Origin of the sequence: Streptomyces sp. NPDC042638 (assembly GCF_040647235.1) — a bacterium.
In the GTDB taxonomy this organism is placed as follows: domain Bacteria; phylum Actinomycetota; class Actinomycetes; order Streptomycetales; family Streptomycetaceae; genus Streptomyces; species Streptomyces rameus.
The window spans coordinates 217,820-238,446 of sequence record NZ_JBEZBT010000002.1 but is presented as its reverse complement, the minus strand read 5'-3'; the positions used below and the strand labels follow the sequence as shown (position 1 = coordinate 238,446).

The 20,627-nt window shown below is 71.7% G+C and carries 24 protein-coding genes; 7 read left to right on the top strand and 17 right to left on the bottom strand.

Features of this window, described 5'->3' with window-relative positions:
* Positions 1 to 196: 196 nt before the first annotated feature.
* Positions 197 to 1,624 carry a hypothetical protein gene (locus AB0B40_RS02675; protein WP_362262297.1) on the bottom strand — a complete coding sequence of 476 codons (1,428 nt, stop codon included), beginning with the start codon at positions 1,622 to 1,624 and terminating at the stop codon, positions 197 to 199.
* A gap of 267 nt (positions 1,625 to 1,891) precedes the next feature.
* On the opposite strand from AB0B40_RS02675, the gene AB0B40_RS02670 reads away from it, so the two are divergent.
* A complete protein-coding gene (locus AB0B40_RS02670; RefSeq protein ID WP_362262294.1) occupies positions 1,892 to 3,718 on the top strand; it encodes an endonuclease/exonuclease/phosphatase family protein in 1,827 nt (608 codons plus the stop codon).
* A gap of 54 nt (positions 3,719 to 3,772) precedes the next feature.
* On the opposite strand, the gene AB0B40_RS02665 is transcribed toward AB0B40_RS02670, so the two are convergent.
* Genes AB0B40_RS02665 through AB0B40_RS02650 form a run of 4 tightly spaced genes read right to left on the bottom strand, consistent with a single transcriptional unit; the run spans position 3,773 to position 5,644 of the window.
* Complete coding sequence (locus tag AB0B40_RS02665; RefSeq protein WP_345050852.1) at positions 3,773 to 4,333, bottom strand: DUF3618 domain-containing protein; 561 nt, start codon at positions 4,331 to 4,333, stop codon at positions 3,773 to 3,775.
* Positions 4,330 to 4,749, bottom strand: a complete 420-nt coding sequence (locus AB0B40_RS02660) for a phage holin family protein (protein WP_345050849.1) — start codon at positions 4,747 to 4,749, stop codon at positions 4,330 to 4,332. The genes AB0B40_RS02665 and AB0B40_RS02660 overlap by 4 nt, the downstream gene beginning before the upstream one ends.
* Before the next feature lie 53 nt (positions 4,750 to 4,802).
* On the bottom strand, positions 4,803 to 5,498 hold the full coding sequence (locus AB0B40_RS02655) for a hypothetical protein (RefSeq protein ID WP_362262290.1): 696 nt from the start codon (positions 5,496 to 5,498) through the stop codon (positions 4,803 to 4,805).
* A complete protein-coding gene (locus AB0B40_RS02650; protein ID WP_345050844.1) occupies positions 5,495 to 5,644 on the bottom strand; it encodes a hypothetical protein in 150 nt (49 codons plus the stop codon). Before AB0B40_RS02650 ends, AB0B40_RS02655 begins: the two co-directional genes overlap by 4 nt.
* Before the next feature lie 169 nt (positions 5,645 to 5,813).
* Between AB0B40_RS02650 and dapA the strand changes: the two genes are divergently transcribed.
* Both dapA and AB0B40_RS02640 read left to right on the top strand, forming a co-directional pair.
* Positions 5,814 to 6,713, top strand: coding sequence for a 4-hydroxy-tetrahydrodipicolinate synthase (gene dapA / locus AB0B40_RS02645; protein WP_345050842.1), 900 nt, complete (start codon positions 5,814 to 5,816; stop codon positions 6,711 to 6,713).
* Positions 6,714 to 6,803: 90 nt separating this feature from the next.
* Positions 6,804 to 7,307 carry a hypothetical protein gene (locus tag AB0B40_RS02640; protein WP_345050840.1) on the top strand — a complete coding sequence of 168 codons (504 nt, stop codon included), beginning with the start codon at positions 6,804 to 6,806 and terminating at the stop codon, positions 7,305 to 7,307.
* 117 nt (positions 7,308 to 7,424) lie between these two features.
* Here AB0B40_RS02640 and dapD read toward each other — a convergent pair whose 3' ends face one another.
* The 11 genes from dapD to AB0B40_RS02585 all read right to left on the bottom strand — a co-directional run bounded on the left by dapD (position 7,425) and on the right by AB0B40_RS02585 (position 16,006).
* On the bottom strand, positions 7,425 to 8,411 hold the full coding sequence (gene dapD, locus AB0B40_RS02635; protein WP_345050837.1) for a 2,3,4,5-tetrahydropyridine-2,6-dicarboxylate N-succinyltransferase: 987 nt from the start codon (positions 8,409 to 8,411) through the stop codon (positions 7,425 to 7,427).
* 64 nt (positions 8,412 to 8,475) lie between these two features.
* A complete protein-coding gene (locus AB0B40_RS02630; protein WP_345050835.1) occupies positions 8,476 to 9,009 on the bottom strand; it encodes a TetR family transcriptional regulator in 534 nt (177 codons plus the stop codon).
* Positions 9,009 to 9,332, bottom strand: a complete 324-nt coding sequence (locus tag AB0B40_RS02625) for a multidrug efflux SMR transporter (RefSeq protein WP_345050832.1) — start codon at positions 9,330 to 9,332, stop codon at positions 9,009 to 9,011. Before AB0B40_RS02625 ends, AB0B40_RS02630 begins: the two co-directional genes overlap by 1 nt.
* A gap of 113 nt (positions 9,333 to 9,445) precedes the next feature.
* Positions 9,446 to 9,778 (bottom strand): metal-sulfur cluster assembly factor, encoded by a 333-nt coding sequence (locus AB0B40_RS02620; protein ID WP_004002168.1) that lies wholly within the window; start codon positions 9,776 to 9,778, stop codon positions 9,446 to 9,448.
* The gene (gene sufU, locus AB0B40_RS02615) at positions 9,775 to 10,242 is read right to left on the bottom strand and encodes a Fe-S cluster assembly sulfur transfer protein SufU (protein WP_345050828.1); all 468 of its coding nucleotides are present in this window, start codon (positions 10,240 to 10,242) and stop codon (positions 9,775 to 9,777) included. The genes AB0B40_RS02620 and sufU overlap by 4 nt, the downstream gene beginning before the upstream one ends.
* Before the next feature lie 18 nt (positions 10,243 to 10,260).
* Positions 10,261 to 11,517, bottom strand: a complete 1,257-nt coding sequence (locus tag AB0B40_RS02610) for a cysteine desulfurase (RefSeq protein ID WP_345050826.1) — start codon at positions 11,515 to 11,517, stop codon at positions 10,261 to 10,263.
* Positions 11,514 to 12,278 (bottom strand): Fe-S cluster assembly ATPase SufC, encoded by a 765-nt coding sequence (gene sufC, locus AB0B40_RS02605; protein ID WP_345050823.1) that lies wholly within the window; start codon positions 12,276 to 12,278, stop codon positions 11,514 to 11,516. The genes AB0B40_RS02610 and sufC overlap by 4 nt, the downstream gene beginning before the upstream one ends.
* Positions 12,279 to 12,285: 7 nt before the next feature.
* Entirely contained in the window at positions 12,286 to 12,609 is a 324-nt protein-coding gene (locus tag AB0B40_RS02600; protein WP_345050821.1) for a bifunctional 3-phenylpropionate/cinnamic acid dioxygenase ferredoxin subunit, read from the bottom strand.
* Positions 12,606 to 13,790 (bottom strand): Fe-S cluster assembly protein SufD, encoded by a 1,185-nt coding sequence (sufD, locus tag AB0B40_RS02595; protein WP_345050819.1) that lies wholly within the window; start codon positions 13,788 to 13,790, stop codon positions 12,606 to 12,608. Before sufD ends, AB0B40_RS02600 begins: the two co-directional genes overlap by 4 nt.
* Positions 13,791 to 13,853: 63 nt before the next feature.
* Positions 13,854 to 15,275 (bottom strand): Fe-S cluster assembly protein SufB, encoded by a 1,422-nt coding sequence (gene sufB / locus AB0B40_RS02590; RefSeq protein ID WP_345050817.1) that lies wholly within the window; start codon positions 15,273 to 15,275, stop codon positions 13,854 to 13,856.
* Positions 15,272 to 16,006: an ArsR family transcriptional regulator gene (locus tag AB0B40_RS02585; RefSeq protein WP_345050816.1), complete on the bottom strand. Its 735-nt coding sequence runs from the start codon at positions 16,004 to 16,006 to the stop codon at positions 15,272 to 15,274. Before AB0B40_RS02585 ends, sufB begins: the two co-directional genes overlap by 4 nt.
* 206 nt (positions 16,007 to 16,212) lie before the next feature.
* Here AB0B40_RS02585 and AB0B40_RS02580 point away from each other — a divergent pair, with 206 nt between their 5' ends.
* The 4 genes from AB0B40_RS02580 (at position 16,213) to AB0B40_RS02565 (ending at position 19,866) form a co-directional block, all read left to right on the top strand.
* Positions 16,213 to 17,028 (top strand): AAC(3) family N-acetyltransferase, encoded by an 816-nt coding sequence (locus AB0B40_RS02580; RefSeq protein ID WP_345050813.1) that lies wholly within the window; start codon positions 16,213 to 16,215, stop codon positions 17,026 to 17,028.
* A 31-nt stretch (positions 17,029 to 17,059) separates the two neighbouring features.
* Positions 17,060 to 17,983 (top strand): ABC transporter ATP-binding protein, encoded by a 924-nt coding sequence (locus AB0B40_RS02575; protein ID WP_345050811.1) that lies wholly within the window; start codon positions 17,060 to 17,062, stop codon positions 17,981 to 17,983.
* Between the two features lie 50 nt (positions 17,984 to 18,033).
* On the top strand, positions 18,034 to 18,750 hold the full coding sequence (locus AB0B40_RS02570; protein WP_362262455.1) for an ABC transporter permease: 717 nt from the start codon (positions 18,034 to 18,036) through the stop codon (positions 18,748 to 18,750).
* Between the two features lie 105 nt (positions 18,751 to 18,855).
* Positions 18,856 to 19,866 (top strand): COX15/CtaA family protein, encoded by a 1,011-nt coding sequence (locus tag AB0B40_RS02565; protein ID WP_362262278.1) that lies wholly within the window; start codon positions 18,856 to 18,858, stop codon positions 19,864 to 19,866.
* Between the two features lies 1 nt (position 19,867).
* On the opposite strand, the gene AB0B40_RS02560 is transcribed toward AB0B40_RS02565, so the two are convergent.
* Positions 19,868 to 20,611 (bottom strand): nucleotidyltransferase, encoded by a 744-nt coding sequence (locus tag AB0B40_RS02560; protein WP_345050806.1) that lies wholly within the window; start codon positions 20,609 to 20,611, stop codon positions 19,868 to 19,870.
* Positions 20,612 to 20,627: the final 16 nt, after the last annotated feature.

Below are 20,627 nucleotides of genomic sequence, written 5' to 3'. Positions count from 1 at the left end.
ACCATGCCCGGCAAAAACACGCGGCACCTCACCCGCCCCGCGCCGACCCCCGACCTCGCTCACCCCACCGTTCAGCCGCCCGGCACCACCTACGACCGCGCTCGCCCCGGACGCTCAGCCGCCCACCTACGACCGCGCTCGCCCCAGACGCTCAACCACCCGGCGGCGCCACCTGCCCCCGCGCTCGTCCCAGCGCTCAACCGCCCTGCTGGGAGCGTGCCTTGAACGCCGCCTTTCGGGCCTCCTTGGCCACCTTCTTGTCCGGGTGCAGCCGGCCCATCGCGTCCAGCACCTCGGCGATCGCCGGATGCTCCACCCGCCAGGCCGCCGCGAAGAACCCGCCGTGCTGCGCGGCCAGCCCCTCCACCAGCGCCTGCAGCTCCTCGGAGTTGCCCTCGGCCTGGAGCTGCGCGGCCACCGTGTCGATGGTCAGCCAGAACACCATCTCCTGCGACGGCGCCGGCACGCCCGCGGCACCCCGCTCGCTCAGCCAGACCCGGGCGAGGCCGCCCAGCTCGGGGTCGTCCAGCACCTCCCGCAGTGCGGGTTCCGCCTCGGGGCCCACCAGCGACAGTGCCTGCTGGCAGCGCAGCCTGCGCAGCGGGGCGCCCGCGTCCGCACCGCGGGCCGCCGCCAGCAACTCCCGTGCGGCCGTGAGCGGTTCGCGGCGGTCGAGCCACTGTTCGGTCTCGGCCCGGGCGGCGGACCGGCCGAACCGGGCGGTGCCGTCGAGCAGCGCGTCCGCGCCCTTGTCGACCAGCTCGCCGACGGCCGGCGCCTCGAACCCGGCCTCCAGCAGCCGGGCCCGCAGCCCGTACACGCCGAGCGGGGTCAGCCGGACCATGCCGTAGCGGGAGACGTCGGTGTCGTCCACCGGCGCCGCGGGCTCCTCGTCGGCGTCGGCCATCAGGGCCTCGTCCACCGGCTGGTACTCCACGAGTCCGACGGGCTCCAGCACCCGGAACTGGTCGTCCAGCCGCATCATCGCGTCGGAGACCTGCTCCAGGACGTCGTTGGTGGGCTCGCCCATGTCGTCGGGCACGAGCATGGAGGCGGCGAGGGCGGGCAGCGGGACGGCGGTCTCGCCCGGGCCGCCCTCACCGACGGTCAGCAGGTAGAGGTTGCCGAGGACGCCGTCGAGGAATTGCGCCTCGGCCTCCGGGTCCCAGTCGAGTGACGAGAAATCGATCTCGCCGCCCTCGTCCAGAGCGTCGACCAGGTCGTCCAGGTCGGGTACGGCCGCGTCGGCGACGACGGTCTCCAGCGCGGTCAGCCAGACGGTGAGCACGTCCTGCGGGGAGCCGCCGGTGAGCAGCGCCAGCTCCTCGCCCGCCCGGACGGTGCCGGCCTCCTCGTCCACGATCTCGACCAGGCCGGTGTCGACGGCGACCCGCCATGCCTCGCTCGCGTACGCGGCGGCGTCGTCTCCGGTGAGTCCGAGCAGGTCGGCGGCGGCCGGCAGCTGCTCCTCGACCAGCCCGCCGCCCGCGTCCACGCGGGTGGCGGGACCGGCCCAGCGGGCGAGCCGGGCCGCGCGGGAGAGCAACGGCGTGGACAGCGCGGCGCGCGCCAGCTCCGCTTCGGGGTGCAGCCGCGCGGGCGGCAGGGGGGAGCTGTCTGACATCGGCTGGTTCTCCTCGGACCGTGATATGGGCTCAGCCGCTCAGCCTAGACGGATTTCCACCCATGCCGCCCGGTTCATCTCTCCGTAAGCCCTCGTACATGGCCGAAACCTTGACAACTCACGTGCCCAAGCAGGAGATTGACGCGCGTAGAAGTTGGGGGGACAACTGTTCACTCGGCTCTGCGCGTGTCACAGAGGGCCACGAGCCCCGCACGCTCCTGTTCCACCCTCGTCCCGGCGCTCACGCATGTCCCCGGAGGGAATCCCTTGCCGAGCAGGTCTTCCGCGCGCCTCGCCGCGCTCACCGTCGCCGCCGTCTGCAGCGCGGCGTCCGCCGTCGTCCTCACCTCCCCCGCGCACGCCGACTCGGTGCGCGTCCACGACATCCAGGGCACGACCCGGATATCGCCGTTCGCCGGGCAGAAGGTGACGGACGTCCCCGGCATCGTGACGGCCACGCGCACCTACGGGTCCTCCAAAGGCTTCTGGATGCAGGATCCGACCCCCGACGACAACCCCGCCACCAGTGAGGGCGTGTTCGTCTTCACCAGTTCCACGCCGAAGGTCGCGGTCGGCGACTCGGTGACGGTGACCGGCACGGTGTCCGAGTACGTCCCGGGCGGCACCTCGTCCGGCAACCAGTCGCTGACGGAGATCACCAAGCCGGTGATCGCCACCGTCTCCACCGGCAACGCGGTCCCGGCCCCGGTCGTGATCGACGAGCGCTCGGTGCCCGACCACTACACCCCCGCGGGCGACACGGCCGCCGCGGGCTCCGTCAACGGCCTGCCGCTGGAGCCGGAGACGTACGCCCTGGACTACTACGAGTCCCTGGAGGGCATGAACGTCCAGGTCTCCGACGTCCGCGTGGTCACCGCCACCGACCCCTACAGCGAGCTGTGGGTGACGGTGAAGCCGCGCGAGCACCGCACGCACCGCGGCGGCACGCTCTACGGCTCCTACGACTCCCAGAACACCGGCCGGCTCCAGATCCAGTCGCTGGGCTCCACCGCCGACTTCCCGAAGGCCGACGTCGGCGACACGCTCACCGGCACCACCACCGGCCCGATGGACTTCAACCAGTTCGGCGGCTACACCCTCGTCGCGGGCAAGCTCGGCACGCTGGAGAGCGGCGGCCTGGAGCGCGAGACGACGCGGGAGCAGTCGAGCCGCGAGCTGGCGGTGGCGACGTACAACGTCGAGAACCTCGACCCGTCGGACGCCACCTTCGACAAGCACGCCTCCGCGATCGTGAACAACCTGCAGTCGCCCGACATCGTGTCGCTGGAGGAGATCCAGGACAACAACGGCGCCAAGGACGACGGCACGGTCGACGCGAACGAGACCGTGACCAAGCTGATCGACGCGATCGTGGCGGCCGGCGGCCCGAAGTACGACTGGCGCTCGATCAACCCGGTCAACGACCAGGACGGCGGCGAACCCGGCGGCAACATCCGCCAGGTGTTCCTGTTCAACCCGCAGCGGGTGTCCTTCACCGACCGCGCGGGCGGCGGGTCGACCACCGCGGTCGGCGTCACCAAGGTGCACGGCAAGGCGGAGCTGACGGCCTCGCCCGGCCGCGTCGACCCGGCGAACGCGGCCTGGACCAACAGCCGCAAGCCGCTGGCCGGCGAGTTCGTCTTCCGCGGCAGGACCGTCTTCGTGATCGCCAACCACCTCAACTCCAAGGGCGGCGACCAGGCGCTGACCGCGCAGTACCAGCCGCCGGTTCGCGGCTCGGAGGTCCAGCGGCACGCCCAGGCGACGGCGGTCAACGCGTTCGTCAAGGACATCCTGGCCGTGCAGAAGAACGCGGACGTCATCGCGCTCGGGGACATGAACGACTTCGAGTTCTCCGGGACCACGCAGATCCTGGAGGGCGACGGCGCGCTGTGGTCGGCGATCAAGTCGCTGCCCAGGCGCGAGCGGTACACCTACGACTACCAGGGCAACCAGCAGGTCCTGGACCAGATCCTGATCAGCCCGGCGATCCGGCGCGGCTGCGACTTCGAGTACGACAGCGTGCACATCAACTCGGAGTTCCACGACCAGATCAGCGACCACGACCCGCAGGTGCTGCGGTTCCGTCCGTGACACGGCGGCGGGACCGGCCGGGCGGAGCGCCCGGCCGGTCCCGCCGTCCTGTGCTCACCGGTGCCGGTCGGCCCTGCGCCAGAGCACGGCCGCGCCGACGAGGGCCGCGCCCACCGCGCCCACGATCAGCGCCGGCCGGGGGTTGCGCCGCGCGGCGCCCATGGCCTTGCGCACCGGCATCCTCGGGTCGTGCTGCACGGCATGCCCGGCGTGGGCCGCCCGGTCCTGCAGGGCGTGCCCGGCCTGCAGCGCCCGGTCCTGCAGGGCGTGCCCGCCGTGGCCGGTCCGCTCCTGCACGAGGTGGCCGGCCTTGGTCATGCGTTCCTGCGCACTGTGGCCGGCCCGGGTGGCGCGGTCCTGCACCAGGTGTCCGGCCTTGGCCGCGCGGTCCTGCACACCGTGCCCGGCATGGGCGGCGCCGGAGCGCAGCTGGACGGTCATGGCGCCGGCCTTGTCCATCAGGTCGGCGGCCCGCGCCCGGGCCCGGCCCTTCACGTCGGCCCGGCCGACCAGCTGGGCGACGGTGTCGCCGAGCTGGCTCCGGGTGTGTTCGATCTGCCGCCGCAGCTCGTCGGGGCCCTTGGCGCCGAAGCCGTGCGGGTTGCTGTGCTTCATCGGTGTGCCCTTTCCCTGATCGTGTCGACGTCCGCCCTGACGCTGCCGAGCGTCTCCTCCGGTGCGGGCGGGGCGGCACGGCGCAGCTGGGCGCGGCCGGCCGCGGCCAGCAGGGCGGCCACGGCGAAGAACACCGCGGCCACGATCAGCGCCGCCGCCCACACGGGCAGTACCAGCCAGAGGGCGGCGGTGGCCGCTCCGGCCAGGACGATCAGCCCGACGTAGCCGACGGCGCCCGCGGCGCCCAGCAGTCCGCCGCCGCGTCCGGCCCGGCGTCCCTTCTCGGCCAGCTCCTCCTTGGCGAGGGCGACCTCCTGCCGCAGGAGCCGGGAAAGCTGTTCGGTGGCCCTGCCGACGAGTTCTCCGGTGGAGGGGTGCCCGTCGGCCGCGGGCCGTGTCTGCGGGGTCACGGTCACGGCGTTCCGCCTCCTCTCTGTGCGGAACCTCCGGGTACCCGGACCGGAGGTCCTTAGCCCTGCTCGCCGCCTCCGGTCCCGCGCTCGCCGAGCCGTGCCAGTTGGGACTGCAGCCAGTCCAGGCGCGCCTGCAACAAGGCCGCCTCGGCGACGAGTTCGGGCACACCCAGCCCGTCGGCGGCCGGCAACCCCGGGTGCGCGGGCCCGGTGCCGCCGCCGGCGGCGACCACCCGCAGCCCCTGCCCGGCCAGCCGCGCGAACCCCGTGAGCGAGACGGACGTACGCCCGCGCGCACAGCCCGCACAGGCGGGGGCCAGGGCCCGCCAGCCCGGCCGGCCCCACCCGGCGTCCGCCAGCACCAGGGCGGCGGCGCCACAGTCGCAGGGTCCGGCGGTGGCGGTGCGCACCCGCTGCCGGGCGTGGCGGAAGCCGCGCTCGAAACGGATGTAGGCGCCGAGGACGGAGACCTCCAGCAGGACGGCCGCCCGGTGTTCGGCGGTGCACAGCAGGGCCTCGGCGGCGGCCCGGCTGTGGACGCAGTGGAAGCCGCAGTCGCAGCGGCGGGCGGGCGGGCGGTGGCGCAGGCCGTAGACGCAGGAGGCGTCGTCCAGGACGGCGTACGGCAGCGCACCGCCGAGCGACACACCGGTGAACCCGGCCCGGGTGCCGTCCTGGGACAGCACCGGGTGGGCGATCTTGTATCCGGTCGGCGGCTCCGTCGGGCGTTCCGCCGGGAGCCGCAGCCTCATCGGACGGCCGGCACCTCGTCGCGGGCCGGCTCGGCCGGTTCGGCCGGTTCGGTGCGGACGGTCTCCTCGGGGAGCGGGAGTTCCTCCGCGTGGACGGACGGCCGCTCCTCGGCGACCCCGGTGGCCAGTGCCTTGCCGAGCTTCATGGCGCCTCCCATGACCTGACGTCGGTGACCCTCCGGCCATAGTGACCCATGACTGCCGGGTTGGACACAGGAACTCCGGCCGGACGCCCAGGAGATTCAGTATTGCTTGACATTACTGCGTAGCAGAATTAAGTAGAGCTTCACCGAGGTCCTGCCCAGACTTACCTCCATGACGAGCACACGCAAGCGCCCGCCCTTCGGCCGCACCCTCTGCGCGATGATCACGCCGTTCACCGGGACGGGCGCGCTCGACCTGGACGGCGCCCGGCGGCTGGCCGAGCGGCTGGTCGCGGAGGGCTGCGACGGGCTGGTTCTCAACGGGACCACGGGGGAATCGCCCACCACCACCGACGACGAGAAGACGCGGCTGGTCACGGCCGTACGGGAGGCGGTCGGCGACCGGGCCGCGCTGGTCACGGGCGTGGGCACGGCCGACACCCGGCACACGGTGGAGTCTGCCCTCGCGGCCGCCGAAGCGGGCGCCGACGGCGTCCTGGTGGTGACGCCGTACTACAGCCGCCCACCGCAGGAGGCCGTGGCCGACCACTTCCGCCAGGTCGCCGACGCGAGCGAACTGCCGGTGATGCTCTACGACATCCCGGGCCGCACCGGGACCCGGATCGAGCCGGAGACGATGATCCGCCTCGCCGGGCACCCCCGGATCGTGGCCGTCAAGGACTGCTCCTACGACTTCCTCGGCACTCAGAAGGTGCTGTCGCAGACCGAGTTGGCGTACTACTCGGGCTGCGACGAGCATGTGCTGGCGCTGTACGCGGTCGGTGCCGCGGGCTGCGTGAGCACGATCGCGAACGCCGTACCGGCTCATGTCGCCGCGATCCTGGACGCGTTCGACGCCGGCGACACCGCCCGGGCGGCCGAACTCCAGCTGGCGGCCACGCCGTTGACCGAGGCGATGATGGGCTCGGGGCTGCCGGGGACGGTGACCGCCAAGGCCCTCCTGGGCCGCCTCGGCCTGCCCGCGGGCCCGGTCCGCGCACCACTGCTGCCGGCCGGCCCGGAGACCACCGACGGACTGCTGGCACGGTACGAGGCACTCACCCGGGCGTGACCACGGCTCCGCGAACACCGGATGCCGGGTCCGCCTGCCGCCGCGGGAAACTCCCCCGAGCCGGCCGCACCCCTGCCCTACGGTGTCCCCATGAGCCGCCCCCTGCTGTTCCTGGACGTCGACGGCCCCCTCAACCCGTACGCGGCCCAGCCGGAGCGCCGGCCCGAGGGCTACACGACGATCCGGGTGCCCCGGCACGCGCGGCGCCCCCTGCGGGTCTGGCTGAACCCGGCCCACGGCCCGGCCCTGCTCCGGCTCGGCTACGACCTGTGCTGGGCGACGACCTGGATGGCCGACGCCAACACCTGGATCGCCCCGGTCGTCGGCCTGCCCGAGCTGCCGTACGTCGACTTCGGCGGGGGCCTGTTCGCCGAGCGCCCCGACGGCGTCCACTGGAAGACGGAGGCCATCGTCGCGTACGCCGAGGGCCGGCCGTTCGCCTGGGTGGACGACGAGCAGAGCCCGGCGGACACGCTGTACGTCCGGGCCGCCCATCCCGGGCCCGCCCTGCTCCACCACGTGGACCCGAGGATCGGCCTGCGCGAGACCGACTTCGCCGCGCTGCGGGAGTTCGCACGAGCCCCGTCCGCCTGAGCACCGCGGGCCTGGCCCCCACCAGCCCGTCGGCCCAGTGCAAGAAGAGCGCCCTTCCACGGCCGGCCTCGGGCGGTGGAAGGGCGCTCATGGGCGACCGGTTTCGGCCGCCGTCGGTCAGTTGTGGCTGTGCAGGACGTCGTTCAGGCCGCCCCAGACCGCGTTGTTCGGGCGGGCCTCGACCGCGCCGGTGACCGAGTTGCGGCGGAAGAGGATGTGGGAGGCGCCGCTCAGCTCGCGGGCCTTGACGATCTGGCCGTCGGGCATGGTGATCCGGGTGCCCGCGGTGATGTAGAGGCCGGCCTCGACCACGCACTCGTCGCCGAGCGCGATGCCGACGCCCGCCTCGGCGCCGACCAGGCAGCGCTCGCCGATGGAGATGATCACGTTGCCGCCGCCGGACAGCGTGCCCATGGTGGAGGCACCGCCGCCGATGTCCGAGCCGTCGCCGACCACGACACCCGCGGAGATCCGGCCCTCGACCATGGAGGTGCCGAGCGTGCCGGCGTTGAAGTTGACGAAGCCCTCATGCATGACCGTGGTGCCGGCCGCGAGGTGCGCGCCCAGGCGGACCCGGTCGGCGTCGGCGATGCGCACGCCCTTCGGCGCGACGTAGTCCGTCATGCGCGGGAACTTGTCGACCGAGGTCACCTGGAGGTGCAGGCCCTCGGCGCGGGCGTTCAGGCGCACCTTCTCGAGGTCGTCCACGGCGACCGGGCCGAGCGAGGTCCAGGCGACGTTGGCGAGGTGGCCGAAGATGCCGTCCAGGTTCTGGCCGTGCGGCTTGACCAGGCGGTGCGAGAGCAGGTGCAGGCGCAGGTAGACGTCGTGCGCGTCGAGCGGCTTCTCGTCCAGCGAGGCGATGACCGTGCGGACCGCGACCACCTCGACGCCCCGGCGGGCGTCCGGGCCGGTGGCCGCCGTCGCGCCGCCGCCCAGCAGCTGGGCCGCCTGCTCGGCGGTCAGCCGCTCGGTGCCGGCCGGGCCCGGCTCCGCCACCAGCTCGGGGGCCGGGAACCAGGTGTCGAGGACGGTGCCGTCGGAGGCGATCGTGGCGAGGCCGGCGGCGACGGCGCCGGTGGTACGGGTTGCAGACTCGGTCATGGAGCAAAACCTAACGTGGGCGGGGTGGTGAGGGCGAACCGCGTCTCACGTGCCGGGCGTGGCTTCAGGGGATCAGCCGAGCCAGCAGGGTCCGGGCGTGCTCCTCGTCGTACGAACCGCCCGTCAGCAGCACCTGGAGACAGATGCCGTCCATCAGCGCGAGCAGGGCCCGCGCCGTCACCGGGTCCGTGCGCCGGGCCAGCAGTGCCGCCGCCTGATCGGTCCACTCGGCGGCGACCGGACGCAGGGCCGGGCGGCGCAGCGCCGCCAGGTACAGCTCGTACTCCAGCTCCACACCGGTGCGGTCGCCGCCCAGCCACTGCCCCAGGGCCCGGGCGAGGTCCGCGGCGAGGTCGCCCCGGCCGTCGTCCGGCAGCAGCTCGGCCAGCACCCCGCCGAACCCCTCGTTCGCCTGCCGCAGCGCGGCCACCAGCAGTTCTTCCAGGGTGGCGAAGTGGTAGGTGGTGGAGCCGAGCGGTACGTCGGCCTCGGCGGCGACCGTGCGGTGGCTCAGCCCGGCGATGCCGTCCCGGCCGACCACCCGGATCGCGGCGTCGGTGATCCGCTGCCGGCGCTCGGGGTCGTAGCGGCGGCCCATCAGTGGCTCGCCCCGCCCAGGTTGAGCACCACCACTCCCCCGATGATCAGCAGGATCCCGGCGACCTTGGGCACGCTCAGCCCCTCCCCGAACAGCAGCAGCCCGAGCACGGCGATGGCCGCGGTGCCCACCCCGGACCATATGGCGTACGCGGTGCCGATCTGGACGGTCTTCAGCGTCTGGGCCAGCAGCGCGAACGAGACGACGTACCCGAGGGCGGTCGCGAGCGAGGGCCAGAACCGGCTGAAGCCCTCGGTGTACTTCATCGCCGTCGTGGCGGCGACCTCGGCGGCGATGGCGCCGGCGAGCGTCAGGTATCCCATGTGGACGAGCGTACACAGCGTTGCGTACGCGCGTACACAACGGGCGGGCCGGGCCGAGCACGACGAAGCGGCGGCACCCGGGCAGGTGCCGCCGCTTCACGCACGCGAGGGGGTCAGACGTTGAACCCGAGCGCCCTCAGCTGCTCACGGCCGTCGTCCGTGATCTTGTCGGGGCCCCACGGCGGCATCCAGACCCAGTTGATGCGCAGCTCGCTGACGAGACCGTCCGTGGCGGACTTGGCCTGGTCCTCGATGACGTCCGTCAGCGGGCAGGCCGCCGACGTCAGGGTCATGTCGACCGTGGCCACGTTGGAGTCGTCGACGTGGATGCCGTAGATCAGCCCGAGGTTGACCACGTCGATGCCCAGCTCGGGGTCGACGACGTCCATCAGGGCCTCACGGAGTTCCTCCTCCGAGGCCGGCTTCATCTCCACGGTGTCGCTCATACGGTCTTCCTTTCGGCGTCGGCGCCATCCAGTGCCTGGGCCGTCGCGTCCTTCCACGCCATCCAGCTCAGGAGGGCGCACTTGACCCGCGCGGGGTACTTGGAGACACCGGCGAACGCGACCGCGTCCTCCAGGACCTCCTCCATCGCGTCGTCGGGCTCGAGCCGGCCCTTGGACTGCATCAGCTCCAGGAATGTCTCCTGGATCTTCTGCGCGTCGGCCAGCTCCCTGCCGACGAGAAGTTCGTTGAGCACGGAGGCCGAGGCCTGGCTGATGGAGCAGCCCTGTCCCTCGTAGGAGACGTCCTCGATCCTCGTGCCGTCGTACTTCACTCGAAGGGTGATCTCGTCGCCGCACGTCGGGTTCACGTGGTGCACCTCGGCGTCGCCATCCCTCAGACCACGCCCGTGCGGGTGCTTGTAGTGGTCCAGGATGACTTCCTGGTACATCGAATCCAGCTTCACGGTCTCAGCTCACGCCTCTCAGCCGAAGAAGTTCCGTACGTGCTCCAGACCGTCGACCAGAGCGTCGATCTCGGCCGGCGTGGAGTACAGATAGAACGACGCTCGGGTGGTCGCAGGAATTCCGTAGCGCAGGCAGACCGGGCGGGCGCAGTGGTGGCCGACGCGGACCGCGATGCCCTGCTCGTCGAGAACCTGGCCGACGTCGTGCGGGTGGATGTCACCGAGCGTGAAGGAGATCGCCGCGCCCCGGTCCTCGGCCGTGGTGGGGCCGATGATCCTCAGGTCCGGGACCTCGGCCAGCCGCCGGACGGCGTACTCCGTCAGCGCGTGCTCGTGGGCGAGGATCTTGTCCATGCCGATCGAGTTGAGGTAGTCGATCGCCGCGCCGAGGCCGACCGCCTGGGCGACCGGCGGGGTGCCCGCCTCGAACTTGTGCGGTGCCGGAGCGTAGGTGGAGGAGTGCATCGAGACGGTCTCGATCATCTCGCCGCCGCCGAGGAACGGGGGCAGGTCCTCCAGCAGCTCCTGGCGGCCCCACAGCACGCCGATGCCGGTCGGGCCGCACATCTTGTGGCCGGTGAAGGCCACGAAGTCGGCCTGCAGGGCCTGGACGTCCAGCGGCATGTGCGGCGCGGCCTGGGAGGCGTCGATGCAGACGAGCGCGCCGACCTCCTGGGCGCGGCGGACTATCGCCTCGACCGGGTTGAGGGTGCCCAGGATGTTCGACACCAGCACGAAGGAGACGATCTTCGTCTTCTCCGTGATGACCTCGTCGATGTTCGACAGGTCCAGGCGGCCGTCGTCCGTGAGGCCGAACCACTTCAGCTTCGCGCCCGTGCGCTGCGCCAGCAGCTGCCACGGCACGATGTTGGAGTGGTGCTCCATCTCCGTGATGACGATCTCGGTCTCGTGGTCCACGCGGTAGGGCTCGTCGGCCCAGCCCAGCATGTTCGCCACGAGGTTCAGCGACTCGGAGGCGTTCTTGGTGAAGATCACCTCGTCGCGGCTCGGCGCGTTGATGAACTCGGCGACCTTGTCGCGCGCGCCCTCGTACAGCGCCGTGGCCTCCTCGGCGAGCACATGCACACCGCGGTGGACGTTGGCGTTGTAGCGCTCGTAGTACTCGCTCAGGGCGTCCAGTACCTGGCGCGGCTTCTGCGAGGTCGCCGCGTTGTCCAGGTACACGAGCTTCCGGTCGTCGTGGACCAGACGGTCCAGGATCGGGAAGTCCTTGCGGATCGCCTCTGTGTCGAGGAGGCCCGGCAGCTGCGTCACGCGGATACGCCACCCTTCGTGTATGCCTCGTAGCCCTCGTTCTCCAGCTTGTCGGCCAGCTCGGCGCCGCCGGACTCGACGATGCGGCCGCCGGAGAAGACGTGGACGAAGTCGGGCTTGATGTAGCGCAGGATGCGCGTGTAGTGCGTGATCAGCAGGGTGCCGACCTCGCCGGTCTCGCGGACGCGGTTGACGCCCTCGGAGACGATGCGCAGGGCGTCGACGTCCAGGCCGGAGTCGGTCTCGTCCAGGATCGCCATCTTCGGCTTGAGCAGCTCGAGCTGGAGAATCTCGTGGCGCTTCTTCTCACCGCCGGAGAAGCCCTCGTTCACGTTGCGCTCGGCGAAGGACGGGTCCATGTTGAGGCGCTCCATGGCCTCCTTGACCTCCTTCACCCAGGTGCGCAGCTTCGGGGCCTCGCCGCGGATCGCGGTGGCGGAGGTGCGCAGGAAGTTGGAGACCGAGACGCCGGGGACCTCGACCGGGTACTGCATCGCCAGGAACAGGCCCGCGCGGGCACGCTCGTCGACGGACATCTCCAGGACGTCCTCGCCGTCGAGCAGCACGGTGCCCTTGGTGATCGTGTACTTCGGGTGACCCGCGAGCGAGTAGGCGAGGGTCGACTTGCCCGAGCCGTTGGGGCCCATGATGGCGTGCGTCTCGCCCTGCTTCACGGTGAGGTCGACGCCCTTGAGGATCTCCTTCGTGGCGTTGTCGGCCTCGACGGTGACGTGCAGGTCTCGGATTTCAAGCGTTGCCATGGGTGCCTCAGGACTCCTGGGTGAGGGAGACGAGAACGTCGTCCCCTTCGATCTTTACGGGGTAAACGGGGACGGGGCGCGTCGCGGGAAGGCCGGACGGCTTGCCGGTGCGCAGGTCGAAGGCGGAGCCGTGCAGCCAGCACTCGATCTGGCAGTCCTCCACCTCGCCCTCGGAGAGGGAGACGTTCGCGTGCGAGCAGATGTCGTTGATCGCGAACACCTCTCCCCCGGTCTTCACGACCGAGACCGGCGTGCCGTCGAGCTCCACCCGCTTGGGGGTGTCCTCCGTCAGCTCGCTCAGCCCACAGGCGCGTACGAAGGTGCTGGTCATGCGACCGACGCCTCCAGCTCTTCCTCGATCTTGGCCAGCAGGCGCTCCTGGATGTCGGCGACGCCGATCTGCTGGACCAGCTCGGCGAAGAAGCCGCGGACCACCAGGCGGCGGGCCTCGTGCTCCGGGATGCCGCGGGCCATCAGGTAGAAGAGCTGCTCGTCGTCGAAGCGGCCGGTGGCGGAGGCGTGGCCGGCGCCGACGATCTCGCCGGTCTCGATCTCGAGGTTCGGCACCGAGTCGACGCGCGCGCCGTCCGTGAGGACGAGGTTGCGGTTCATCTCGTAGGTGTCGGTGCCCTCGGCGGCCGCCTCGATCAGCACGTCGCCGATCCACACGGCGTGCGCGCTCTCGCCCTGCAGCGCGCCCTTGTACATGACGTTGGACTTGCAGTGCGGGGTGTTGTGGTCGACCAGGAGGCGGTGCTCCTGGTGCTGGCCGGAGTCGGTGAAGTACAGCCCGAACAGCTCGGCCTCACCGCCGGTGCCCGCGTAGGCGACGCGCGGGTGCAGCCGCACCAGGTCGCCGCCGAAGGTGACCACGAACGACCTGAAGGTGGCGTCCCGGCCGATCAGCGCGTTGTGCTGGCCCACGTGGACGGCCTTGTCGTCCCAGTCCTGGACGGAGACGACGGTCAGCTTGGCGCCGTCGCCCAGGACGTAGTCGACGTTGGCGGCGAGCACGGCGTCGCCGGTGTGGTCGATGACGACGACGGCCTCGGCGAAGGCACCCAGTTCCACCACCTGGTGGCCGTAGGCGACCCCGCCCTCGCCGTGCACGGCGATCCGGATCGGCTCGGCGAGCACCGTCTCCTTGGGCACGGTGATCACGCCGGCCTGCTCGAAGGCCGAGTACGCCTGGGCGGCGACACGGTCCACGGGGGTGCCGGCCCTGCCGATACGGGCGTCGTCGCGGCCGACGGTCTCGACGGTCACGCCCTCGGGGGCCTGGACGTCCACCTTCACGCCGCCGCCGGTGGCGACCGCGGTGCCGTCGTGCAGCCCGCGCAGCCGCTCCAGCGGCGTGAACCGCCACTCCTCCTCACGGCCGTGGGGGACGGGGAAGTCCGCCACGTCGAAGGACGGGGGCGCGCTCATGCGCGTGGCGACGGTCGACTCGGCGGCCACCGCGATCTGGCCGGCGGTGGTGGACCCGACCGGGTAATTCTGAGCCTCAGCCATGGCTGTCGGTCTGCTCTCTTTCCTGCGTCAGTTTCGCTGGCTGTCGTCCGGGAGTGCGGGGCCTCAGCCGACCGCGCCTTCCATCTGCAGCTCGATCAGCCGGTTGAGTTCGAGGGCGTACTCCATGGGCAGTTCCTTGGCGATGGGCTCGACGAAGCCGCGCACGATCATCGCCATCGCCTCGAACTCGCTCAGACCGCGGCTCATCAGGTAGAAGAGCTGGTCCTCGGAGACCTTCGAGACGGTCGCCTCATGGCCCATCGACACGTCGTCCTCGCGGACGTCCACGTAGGGGTACGTGTCGGAGCGGGAGATGGTGTCGACGAGCAGCGCGTCGCACAGCACGTTCGACTTGGAACCGTGGGCGCCCTCACCGATCTCGACCAGACCGCGGTAGGAGGTACGGCCGCCGCCGCGCGCCACCGACTTGGAGACGATGTTGGACGAGGTGTTCGGCGCCATGTGGACCATCTTGGAGCCGGCGTCCTGGTGCTGGCCCTCGCCCGCGAAGGCGATGGACAGGGTCTCGCCCTTGGCGTGCTCGCCCATCAGGTAGACGGCCGGGTACTTCATCGTCACCTTGGAGCCGATGTTGCCGTCGATCCACTCCATGGTGGCGCCCTCGTAGGCGACGGCACGCTTGGTGACCAGGTTGTAGACGTTGTTCGACCAGTTCTGGATGGTCGTGTACCGGCAGCGGGCGCCCTTCTTCACGATGATCTCGACCACCGCGGAGTGCAGGGAGTCCGACTTGTAGATCGGGGCGGTGCAGCCCTCGACGTAGTGGACGTAGGCGTCCTCGTCGACGATGATCAGCGTCCGCTCGAACTGGCCCATGTTCTCCGTGTTGATGCGGAAGTAGGCCTGGAGCGGGATCTCCACGTGCACGCCCTTCGGCACGTAGATGAAGGAGCCGCCGGACCACACGGCGGTGTTCAGCGCGGCGAACTTGTTGTCACCGGCCGGGATCACCGTGCCGAAGTACTCCTTGAAGAGCTCCGGGTGCTCCTTCAGCGCGGTGTCGGTGTCCAGGAAGATGACACCCTGCTCCTCCAGGTCCTCGCGGATCTGGTGGTAGACGACCTCGGACTCGTACTGTGCGGCGACACCGGCGACGAGGCGCTGCTTCTCCGCCTCGGGGATGCCGAGCTTGTCGTACGTGTTCTTGATGTCCTCGGGCAGATCCTCCCAGGACTCCGCCTGCTTCTCCGTGGAGCGCACGAAGTACTTGATGTTGTCGAAGTCGATGCCGGAGAGGTCGGAGCCCCAGTTCGGCATCGGCTTCTTCTCGAAGAGCTTCAGGCCCTTCAGGCGCAGCTTCGTCATCCACTCCGGCTCGGACTTCTTGCCCGAGATGTCGAGGACGACGTCCTCGTTCAGGCCGCGGCGCGCGGACGCACCGGCCACGTCGGAGTCGGCCCAGCCGTATTCGTACTTGCCCAGGCCCTCGAGTTCGGGGTGAGCAGTCTCCGTGGGGAGAGTCATGCGGGGTTCCTCCCGGCCGTGCTTGCAGGTGCGTCAGTGGAAATCTTGGGGATGAACGTCGTGCAGACGCCGTCGCCGTGCGCGATGGTCGCCAGCCGCTGGACGTGGGTACCCAGCAGCTCGGCGAAGATCTCGGTCTCCGCCTCGCACAGCTGCGGGAACTGTTCCGCGACGTGGGCGACCGGGCAGTGGTGCTGGCAGAGCTGCTCGCCGACCGGTGCGCTGCGCGCCGTAGCAGCGTACCCGTCGGCGCTCAAGGCCCTGGCCAGCGCTTCGGCGCGTTTGTCGGGTGTCACGGACTCGATCGCCTCGCGGTACGTGCTCGCCTGGGCGGCGATCCGGGCGCGGGCGAAGGCGGCGACCGCCTCGGAGCCGCCCTCCCGCTCGGCGATCCAGCGGAGCGCGTCCGCGGCGAGCTTGTCGTACGACTGGTCGAAGGCGTCCCGGCCGCAGTCGGTGAGCGCGAAGACCTTGGCGGGCCGGCCACGCGTGCGCGTGCCGTAGACCCGCTGCTCGCGCGCCGCCACGACGTCGTCGGCGACCAGCGCGTCCAGGTGACGCCGCACGGCCGCCTGGGTCAGTCCCAGCCGGCCGGCGAGTTCGGCGACGGTCGACGGGCCGTGGTCCAGGATGGACCGCGCGACCCGGTTGCGCGTCGAGCGCTCACCGGTCGCTAGCTCCTCCTGGGGGGTCCCCGTGGGGGTCTCCCGAGCCTCGCCGACGTTTTTCACAACGCCATTGTTGCGTAATTCCGCGGAACCTGACAAGCGACGTCCGGATCACCGAACGGTGCCCTGCGTCACTTAGGCATACCTAATCCGACCTGCGGAAACGATCTTCTGACCGATCGGATCCGGACTGTTCCGAGAAGGGTTCCGGGCTCTTCCGAGAACAATCCGGTAGCGCCCCGCGACCCTGTCCGGAAGACTCCCGGACCATGCCCACACCCCCTCCGACCGGCCCTCTTGTCACGCGCGACGCCATCGCGGCAGGTATGCGCCTGCTGGGTGTCGAGACCGGCGAGACCCTCCTCGTGCACTCCTCGCTCAGCTCCCTCGGCTGGGTGAACGGCGGCGCGGTCGCCGTCGTCCAGGCCCTCCTCGACGCGCTCGGCCCCGCCGGCACGCTCGTCGTCCCGACCCAGACCGGCGACCAGTCCGATCCGGCCGTATGGGGGAATCCGCCGGTGCCCGAGGAGTGGTGGGACCGGATCCGCGCCACCATGCCCCCGTACGACCCGCTGATCACCCCCTCGCTCGGGGTCGGCGTGATACCCGAGACCGTGCGGACCTGGCCGGGCGCCCTGCGCAGCGCACACCCGCAGACCTCCTTCGCCGCGCTCGGCCCCCGCGCGCGGGAGATCACCGCGGACCACGCCCCGGACTGCCGGCTCGGCGAGCGCAGCCCACTGGCCCGGCTGGAGCGGCTGGGCGCCCGGGTGCTGCTGCTCGGCGCGGGCTACGACTCCTGCACCGCCTTCCATCTGGCCGAGTACCGGACCCCCACGCCCCGCGTGGAGGTCGGCCGGCCCGCTCCGGGCGGTGGCTGGGAGACGGTGGTCGAGGTCTCGATCAGCTCCGACCGGTTCGACGAGCTGGGGCACGACTACGAACGGGACCGGCCGGTCCTGCGCGGGCGGGTGGGCGCCGCGCGGGCCAGGCTGTTCCCGCTGGCGGACGCCGTCGCCTACGCCGAGCGGTGGCTGCCGCTGCACCGGCCCCGTGCGGAGGACTTCCCCCACCCGGCCGCCTGAACGGCAAGCGGTCTCCTTAGACTCTGGACCCATGCGAAGTGAGCCCGTGGTCCAGGTGCAGGCCTTGGTGAAGCGGTACGGCACGAAGACCGCGGTGGACGGCCTGGACCTGGTGGCCCGGCCGGGCGTGACCGCCGTACTCGGCCCCAACGGGGCGGGGAAGACGACCACGGTCGAGACCTGCGAGGGGTACCGGAAACCGGATTCCGGCACGGTGCGCGTCCTGGGCCTCGACCCGGTACGGCAGTCCGCCGAGCTGCGGCCCCGCGTCGGCGTCATGCTCCAGTCCGGGGGCGTGTACTCGGGCGCCCGCGCGGACGAGATGCTCCGGCACGTCGCGAGGCTGCACGCGCACCCGCTGGACGTCGACGCCCTGATCGAACGCCTCGGCCTCGGCTCCTGCGGCCGGACCGGCTACCGCCGGCTGTCCGGCGGCCAGCAGCAGCGGCTCGCGCTCGCCATGGCCGTCGTGGGCCGCCCGGAGCTGGTGTTCCTGGACGAGCCGACGGCCGGCCTCGACCCGCAGGCCCGCCGGGCCACCTGGGACCTCGTGCGGGACCTGCGCGCCGACGGCGTCTCGGTGATCCTGACCACCCACCACATGGACGAGGCCGAGCAGCTCGCCGACGACGTGGCGATCATCGACGGCGGCCGGGTCATCGCCCAGGGCTCCCCGGAGGAGCTGTGCAAGGGCGGCGCCGAGAACACCCTGCGCTTCACCGGCCGCCCCGGCCTCGACATCGGTTCCCTGCTCAAGGCCCTCCCGGCCGACTGCACGGCCGCCGAGCTGACCCCGGGCGCCTACCGGGTCGTCGGCGACGTCGACCCCCAGCTGCTGGCCACGGTCGCCTCCTGGTGCGCCCAGCACGGGGTGATGCCGGACCGGATCTCGGTGGAGCGGCACACACTGGAAGACGTCTTCCTGGAGCTGACCGGCAAGGAGCTGCGCTCGTGACCACCGCGGGTACGTACACCCCCAAGCCCGGAGCCGCCCCGCTCCCCCGCATGATCGCGGCGCAGGCGGCGCTGGAGACGAAGATGCTGCTGCGCAACGGCGAGCAGCTGCTGCTGACGGTCGTCATCCCGACCCTGCTGCTGGTGCTCTTCAGCTCGGTCGACATCGTGGACACCGGCAAGGGCGAAGCCGTCGACTTCCTCGCCCCGGGCATCCTGGCCCTGGCCGTGATGTCGACGGCGTTCACCGGCCAGGCCATCGCCACGGGGTTCGAGCGCCGCTACGGCGTGCTGAAGCGGCTCGCCTCGTCGCCGCTGCCCCGCTGGGGCCTGATGACCGCGAAGACGGTGTCCGTGCTGGTCACGGAGGTTCTCCAGGTCGTCCTGCTGACCGTCATCGCCTTCGCGCTGGGCTGGTCCCCGCACGGCGACCCCGCCTCCGTCCTGCTGCTGCTCGTCGTCGGCACCGCCGCCTTCTCGGGGCTCGGTCTGCTGATGGCGGGCACCCTGAAGGCGGAGGCGACGCTGGCCGCGGCCAACCTGGTGTTCCTGCTGCTGCTCGTGGGCGGCGGGGTGATCGTGCCGCTGGAGAAGTTCGGCCCGGCGGGCGAGCACGTGCTCGGTCTGCTGCCGATCTCCGCGCTGTCGGGCGGCCTGCGGGACGTGCTCCAGCACGGCGCCGGCACGCCCTGGGGCGACCTGGGGATCCTCGCCGTGTGGGCGGTGGCCGGGCTGGCGGCCGCCGGAAGGTTCTTCCGCTGGGAGTGACCCCGCACCGGCTCCTGTAGGGGCTCCTGTAAGGGGTCCCGGGAGCGGGAGCGACCCGCGCGGGGAGGCGACCCTCGTGAACGCGTGCACAAGCGGCGGCCTACGATGGTGCGCGTGCCCAAGCTGAACCCGGCCGACGCCCAGGCGGCCCTGCGCAACCCGCTCGCCTTCATCGCCGACCGCTGGACCCCGGATCCCCGGACCGTCCGGCGGGCGGCCCTCGCCGCGCTCGTCATGTCGGTGGTCATCGTCGTCACCGGCGGCGCGGTCCGCCTGACCGGCTCCGGCCTCGGCTGCCCGACCTGGCCCACCTGCACCGACGACTCGCTGACCACCACCCGGGCCATGGGCTTCCACGGGGTCGTCGAGTTCGGCAACCGCATGCTGACGTACGTGCTGTGCGCCGCCGTCGGCTGGGCCATCATCGCCGCCCGCTCCCAGAAGCCCTGGCGGCGCGACCTGACCCGGCTCGGCTGGGCCCAGTTCTGGGTGGTCATGGGCAACGCGGTGCTCGGCGGCATCGTCGTCCTGGTCGGCCTCAACCCGTACATCGTCGCCGCGCACTTCCTGCTCTCCACGGCCCTGATCACCATCGCCACGGTGATGTGGCAGCGCACCCGCGAGGGCGACACCGCGCCGCGTCCGCTGGCCGGCAAGGCCGTACGGCAGCTGGTGTGGTCCCTGGTGATCGCGTCCGCGCTGCTCATCGCGGCCGGCACGGTGGTGACCGGGGCCGGGCCGCACGCCGGCGACTCCAGCGAGGTCGAGCGCATCCCGATCGACTGGGAGACGGTCGCCAAGCTGCACGCGGTGCTCGCCTGGATCGTGGTGACGCTGACGTTCGCCCTGTGGTTCGTGCTGAAGGCGGTCGACGCGCCGAAGGGCCCGCTGTCCCGGACGCGTGAGCTGTTCCTGGTCCTGCTCGCCCAGGGCGTCATCGGTTACGTGCAGTACTTCACGCACCTGCCCGAGATGCTGGTCGCCCTGCACATGCTCGGCTCCTGCCTGATCTGGATTGCCGCCCTGCGCGTCCTGCTCTCGCTGCGCGAGCGTCCGGAGGCCGCCGTGGACCTGCCGGGCCCCGCGGCCGAGGTGACGGCCGGCTCACGCGCCTGAGTCACCCGTACGTGGTGACGAGGGCGTCGATGGCCGGGCCCAGATAGCCACGGGTCAGCTCCGCCCGGCGGGCGAGCCGGCCGGCACCGGCCGGGGCGGGGGCGGGGGCGTCGTACCGGCGGCGGGCGATGTCCTCGACGACCTCGGCCGGAGCGCCGAGCGCCGGCAGCTCGGCCAGGGCCTGTCGCTTGGAGATCAGCCGCCCGTCCCGCAGGGTCACGGTGGCCCGGGCGAAGGTCAGCAGGCCCAGGTCCACCCAGACGTCCTGCCGCCACAGCCGCGCCTTGTCGACCGCCGGGCGCCAGAAGGTCCGCTGGTCGCGTACGACGAAGCGGTCGAGCTGGTCCCGCGGCACCGGCGGGAGCAGCCCGGCCGGTGGTTCACCGTGCAGCACCCGGCCGAAGTCGTGCAGCTCGCGCCGGGTGACGGGGGTGACCGGGCGGCGCGTCATCCGCCCGTGTGCCCAGGTGAGGTGGGCGCGGTCCGGGTCCTCCAGGGTGGCCGGGCTGACATAGCTGCAATGCAGCTTCGCCGCGAGGGGTTCGGCGCGCAGTCTCCGGTGCAGCACCATCAGCCGCCCTGTGGTCCCCAGGGCCGGCGGGGCGGACAGGACGGCGATCAGGTCGAGGTCGCTGCGGCCCTCCCGGTAGTCGCCGCCGGCCAGTGAGCCGTGCGCCCACAGCGCGCGGGGCCGCAGCGGCAGCAGGGCGCTCAGGAACCCGTCGAGCAGGGATGCGGTCGTCATCCGCCCAGTCTCGGCG

Coding starts and splice junctions, on each gene's coding strand:
- AB0B40_RS02675 (WP_362262297.1), bottom strand. CDS start 1,624: ATGTCAGACAGCTCCCCCCTGCCGCCCGCGCGGCTGCACCCCGAAGCG.
- AB0B40_RS02665 (WP_345050852.1), bottom strand. CDS start 4,333: ATGAAGCACAGCAACCCGCACGGCTTCGGCGCCAAGGGCCCCGACGAG.
- AB0B40_RS02655 (WP_362262290.1), bottom strand. CDS start 5,498: ATGAGGCTGCGGCTCCCGGCGGAACGCCCGACGGAGCCGCCGACCGGA.
- AB0B40_RS02650 (WP_345050844.1), bottom strand. CDS start 5,644: ATGAAGCTCGGCAAGGCACTGGCCACCGGGGTCGCCGAGGAGCGGCCG.
- dapA (WP_345050842.1), top strand. CDS start 5,814: ATGACGAGCACACGCAAGCGCCCGCCCTTCGGCCGCACCCTCTGCGCG.
- AB0B40_RS02640 (WP_345050840.1), top strand. CDS start 6,804: ATGAGCCGCCCCCTGCTGTTCCTGGACGTCGACGGCCCCCTCAACCCG.
- dapD (WP_345050837.1), bottom strand. CDS start 8,411: ATGACCGAGTCTGCAACCCGTACCACCGGCGCCGTCGCCGCCGGCCTC.
- AB0B40_RS02630 (WP_345050835.1), bottom strand. CDS start 9,009: ATGGGCCGCCGCTACGACCCCGAGCGCCGGCAGCGGATCACCGACGCC.
- AB0B40_RS02625 (WP_345050832.1), bottom strand. CDS start 9,332: ATGGGATACCTGACGCTCGCCGGCGCCATCGCCGCCGAGGTCGCCGCC.
- AB0B40_RS02620 (WP_004002168.1), bottom strand. CDS start 9,778: ATGAGCGACACCGTGGAGATGAAGCCGGCCTCGGAGGAGGAACTCCGT.
- sufC (WP_345050823.1), bottom strand. CDS start 12,278: ATGGCAACGCTTGAAATCCGAGACCTGCACGTCACCGTCGAGGCCGAC.
- AB0B40_RS02600 (WP_345050821.1), bottom strand. CDS start 12,609: ATGACCAGCACCTTCGTACGCGCCTGTGGGCTGAGCGAGCTGACGGAG.
- sufD (WP_345050819.1), bottom strand. CDS start 13,790: ATGGCTGAGGCTCAGAATTACCCGGTCGGGTCCACCACCGCCGGCCAG.
- sufB (WP_345050817.1), bottom strand. CDS start 15,275: ATGACTCTCCCCACGGAGACTGCTCACCCCGAACTCGAGGGCCTGGGC.
- AB0B40_RS02580 (WP_345050813.1), top strand. CDS start 16,213: ATGCCCACACCCCCTCCGACCGGCCCTCTTGTCACGCGCGACGCCATC.
- AB0B40_RS02575 (WP_345050811.1), top strand. CDS start 17,060: ATGCGAAGTGAGCCCGTGGTCCAGGTGCAGGCCTTGGTGAAGCGGTAC.
- AB0B40_RS02570 (WP_362262455.1), top strand. CDS start 18,034: ATGATCGCGGCGCAGGCGGCGCTGGAGACGAAGATGCTGCTGCGCAAC.
- AB0B40_RS02565 (WP_362262278.1), top strand. CDS start 18,856: ATGGTGCGCGTGCCCAAGCTGAACCCGGCCGACGCCCAGGCGGCCCTG.
- AB0B40_RS02560 (WP_345050806.1), bottom strand. CDS start 20,611: ATGACGACCGCATCCCTGCTCGACGGGTTCCTGAGCGCCCTGCTGCCG.